4 protein-coding genes are annotated in these 3,776 nt (G+C 65.2%); 3 read left to right on the top strand and 1 reads right to left on the bottom strand.

The features are described from left to right. Positions 1-43 precede the first annotated feature (43 nt). On the top strand, positions 44-412 hold the full coding sequence (locus tag ENZ75_RS24695) for a helix-turn-helix domain-containing protein (protein WP_024504168.1): 369 nt from the start codon (positions 44-46) through the stop codon (positions 410-412). Positions 413-561: 149 nt separating this feature from the next. Here the strand turns inward: ENZ75_RS24695 and ENZ75_RS24690 are convergent, their stop codons facing one another. Next, entirely contained in the window at positions 562-765 is a 204-nt protein-coding gene (locus tag ENZ75_RS24690; protein ID WP_013530050.1) for a hypothetical protein, read from the bottom strand. A gap of 221 nt (positions 766-986) precedes the next feature. Here ENZ75_RS24690 and ENZ75_RS24685 point away from each other — a divergent pair, with 221 nt between their 5' ends. Both ENZ75_RS24685 and ENZ75_RS24680 read left to right on the top strand, forming a co-directional pair. After that, on the top strand, positions 987-1,724 hold the full coding sequence (locus ENZ75_RS24685; RefSeq protein ID WP_063168819.1) for a response regulator transcription factor: 738 nt from the start codon (positions 987-989) through the stop codon (positions 1,722-1,724). Positions 1,725-1,774: 50 nt separating this feature from the next. Further along, positions 1,775-3,529 carry a 7TM diverse intracellular signaling domain-containing protein gene (locus tag ENZ75_RS24680; RefSeq protein ID WP_158515801.1) on the top strand — a complete coding sequence of 585 codons (1,755 nt, stop codon included), beginning with the start codon at positions 1,775-1,777 and terminating at the stop codon, positions 3,527-3,529. Positions 3,530-3,776 lie beyond the last annotated feature (247 nt).

Here is a 3,776-nt window from a genome sequence, read left to right as displayed (position 1 = left end):
CTATATGAGATACTGCAAACGCGATGCACAAGAAGGCACTTTTTTGTTACCGAGGCACCCACACCGCTCCGAAGACTGCCGCGCCATCTCGGAAATCCTGCAGCGCGTCGGCGACAAATGGACCGTTCTGGTCGTCGGCAAGCTGGGCGACGGACCGCTGCGTTTCAACGAATTGCGCGCAGCCGTCGGCGGCATCTCGCAGAAGATGCTGACCACCACCTTGCGCGGGCTGGAGCGTGACGGCTTCGTCACCCGCACCGTGTTTCCAACCATTCCGCCGCGCGTCGATTATGAGCTGACCGAGCTCGGCCACGAGCTGCTGATCCCCGTCAGCGCACTGAGCGAATGGGCGCGCGCCAACACCATGCGCGTCAAGGCGGCGCGCGAAAAATTCGACGGCGCCCGCGTCTGAAACCCTTGCGCGGCAAGGGATTCAGCCCCGCACGCAACATCCGGCTTGTCTGATCGGAAATTCTATCTCGGCTGCGCGGATCGTGCCCGGATGCAAGCGCCGTTTTGGCTGGCGGATTGCCGCTCATGCGGTCCCCTGACGGCTGCCGCTCAGGCTCCTGATGCGCGCACATCGCATCGCGCGGCGGCACAGGTATCACACCGTGCGCCCCGCTCGCCGGGAGCCTGTCCTCCATGCGTGCAGGCGACGCGCGAGATGTCTTCCTTCACCTCCGCGTAAGCGGTCACGCCGAGCAGGCAGGTCGTCGCGACCAGGGCTGCCACGAGCCAACCGTTCAGCAGATGTTGACGCATTGTCTCTCCTCCGATTGCAGCAGGATCGGGCTTGGAGGCAACCGTTGGATGTCACGAAAAGCGCCTCCCGCACGGGCGCTGTTACAAACGGCCATACCCGGCTCGCTCTACCTGATCCCAGCTATGTCGGCGGCAACCGATCCATGGCAGACTGGGTACGATCGGTTGGGTATTTTCCGCCCGGCTGCTACAGGTGAAAGCCGCCATTCGCGTCGAGGTTCATGTCGTCCAAGGAACATCCCGCCATCGACCTGCCATCGGAAGCACTGCTGCCGAGCCCGCTGCTTGTCGTCGAGGACGAGCCGATGATGCAGGTGCGGTTGCGCTCGATCCTGAGGGGCCTTGGCTACGCTCAGGAGGAGCTGTTTTTCGCCGGGTCGATCGCGCAGGCCAAGGCCCTGCTCGTCGACCAACCCTTCGCCATGACGCTGGTCGATGTCGGCCTGCCCGATGGCAACGGCATCGACCTCATCCGCTCCCTGCACGAGCACGACGCGGCGCTGCCGATTCTCGTCATCTCGGCCTGGAGCAACGAAAACACCATCCTCGAAGCCCTGCGTGCCGGAGCGACCGGCTATCTCTTGAAGGAGCGCGACGACGTCGAGCTGTCACTTTCGATCCGCAGCACCATTCGCGGCGGCGCGCCGATCGATCCCTTCATCGCCCGGCGCATCCTGGAACTGGTGTCGGCGCCGGCGTCATCCGGGCGCGCCCGTTCCTCCACCGACAGGCCGGGGCGCGGCAAGCCCGCGCTTGCGCCGCCGCCTCCCTTGACGCCGCGCGAGGTCGAGATCCTCAACCTCGTTGCCAAGGGGCTTACCAATCGAGAGATTTCGGGGGTCCTTTCCCTTTCCAGGTTCACGGTCGAATGCCACATTCGCAACATCTACAAGAAGCTGTCGGTCAAATCCCGGACGGAAGCGATTTTCGAGGCGCGGTCGCAAGGCTTCTTGCCCTGATATTCCTGCTCCTCGCGCCGGGCGGCATCGCCCTCGGCGCCGACGGGGCCGTGCCGTTCAAGACGATCGAGGCCGTTCGATCCGGCTGGGACGCCGCCGCGCCGCCGGCCGCCGGCTGGACCAGCGTGACCTTGCCCGATGACTGGGCGACGCGCTGGCCCGGTTTCGACGGCGTGGTCTGGTATCGCCTCACCTTCGACAGGCCCGACGCGGCCGAGCCGCTAGGCCTCGCGCTGAACTACTGGACACTGGCCGGATCGATCTCTGTCAACGCCGCGGAACTCGGCCGCGACGAATTCCTCGTCGAGCCGTTGACGCGCTCATGGAACGTGCCCCGCTACTGGCAGCTCGCTTCCCCGGTCCTGCATGCCGGCACCAACACGCTGCTGATCAGGGTCTCGGGCCTAGCGCCGTACCAGCCAGGCCTTGGTCCGGTCCTGATCGGCCCGCCTTCGGCGACGCGTGCCCATTTTGTCCAGCAATTCTGGATTCGCCGCGAACTGCCGGTCTTCTATCTCGGCGTCACCGCGGCGCTTGGCACCTTCTTCTTCGTCGTCTGGCTGCTGCGCCGAAGCTTGAAGGCCTATGGCTGGTTCGCCCTGATGACGATTGCGTGGTTTTGCTATTCGCTCAATTTCGTGGTGACGAGCCCCTGGCCGTTCGCGGCGACCGACACCTGGCAGCGTTTTATCATGCTCTCCTTCATGGTCATGGCCGCCGCCTTCGTGCTGTTTGTCATCCGCTTTGCCGAGCGCCGCTTTCCCAGGGGGGAAGCCGTGCTGTGGGCCGCGCTGGCGATCGGCGCCGCGGCCCTGTTTGCCACACCGCATTCCCAACTCGGCCCGATGCTCAACCTGCTGGCCTTGTTCTGGTCGCTGCTTTACATCGGCGCCTGTTTCCTGTCGATCGGCCTGACCTGGCGCAGCAATCGGCTGGACCACATCGTCCTTCACATCGTCAACGCGCTCACCATCGTGGCCATCCTGCATGACCTGATGACCTATCTCGGCATCCTTCTTGGCAATGTCTACTACGTCACGCTGACATCCCACTTTCAGATGGTCGGCATGGCGCTGGTGCTGGCCTGGAACTTCGTCGCCAACATGCGCCGCATCGAGGGGTTCAACGATGAGCTCACGGCCAAGATCGAAACCGCCAGGGAAGAACTCGCCCTCACGCTGCATCAGCAGCATGAGGTCACCCTGGCCAACACCAGGCTGGCCGAGCGCGTCTCCCTTTCCCACAATCTGCACGATGGCATGGGCGGCACCCTGGTCAATTCGATCGCCATGCTGGAGCATGCGCCGCAGAACCTGCCGGCCGATCGCTTCCTGTCCGTCCTCAAGGAACTGCGCGACGAGTTGCGGGTCATCATCGACACCGCCGCCGACGACCAGACGGGCGGCCAGTCGCTGGCCGAGTGGATCGCGCCGCTGCGCCGCCGCCACACGCTGGCATGCGAAAGCCGCGACATCGATTGCGTGTGGAACCTGACCGGGCTGGAGGACTGCCACCTGTCGCTCGCGCGAAGCCTCGATCTCGTCCGCATCCTGCAGGAAGGCCTGACCAACGTGCTCAAGCACAGCCAGGCAAGCCGCGTCGTCATCGACCTGCACCGGCGCGGCGAGACGCTGAGCCTGGCCATAAACGACAATGGCGTCGGCTTCGATGCCGCCTCGCAAGCGCCCGTCCCGGGCACCGGCCTGCGCTCGATGCGGGCACGGGCCGGACGGCTGGGCGGTACGCTCGACACGCGGTCGCGGCGCGGCGAAACCGTGCTGGCCTTGCATGTGCCCGCGGCCTGACCGGCCGATCCCGGCGCGGCGGGCATAGCTAGTTTCAACGATATCCGGCCTTGGTCTCGGGTGCTATGCCCGGGGACATGCACGACTGCGTCGGTGCTGATCTGGGGAGCTTGGCCTTGACAGGAATTGCCATCGTCTCGAAGCGAAGCCTGCTGCGCTCGACCGCTCTCGCGACCTGCCTCCTGGCCCCCCTGGCCTGGAGCCCCGCCATGGCCGACGGTGCTGGCGGACATGGCGCGACCAACTC

Origin of the sequence: Mesorhizobium sp. M7A.F.Ca.CA.002.04.1.1, from assembly GCF_004022805.1 — a bacterium.
Lineage (GTDB): Bacteria > Pseudomonadota > Alphaproteobacteria > Rhizobiales > Rhizobiaceae > Mesorhizobium > Mesorhizobium ciceri.
This window is presented reverse-complemented; position numbering and strand designations above follow the sequence as displayed.

Excerpts from the sequence above, each read along its gene's own strand:
- ENZ75_RS24690 (WP_013530050.1), bottom strand. The coding sequence starts at position 765 with ATGCGTCAACATCTGCTGAACGGTTGGCTCGTGGCAGCCCTGGTCGCG.
- ENZ75_RS24685 (WP_063168819.1), top strand. The coding sequence starts at position 987 with ATGTCGTCCAAGGAACATCCCGCCATCGACCTGCCATCGGAAGCACTG.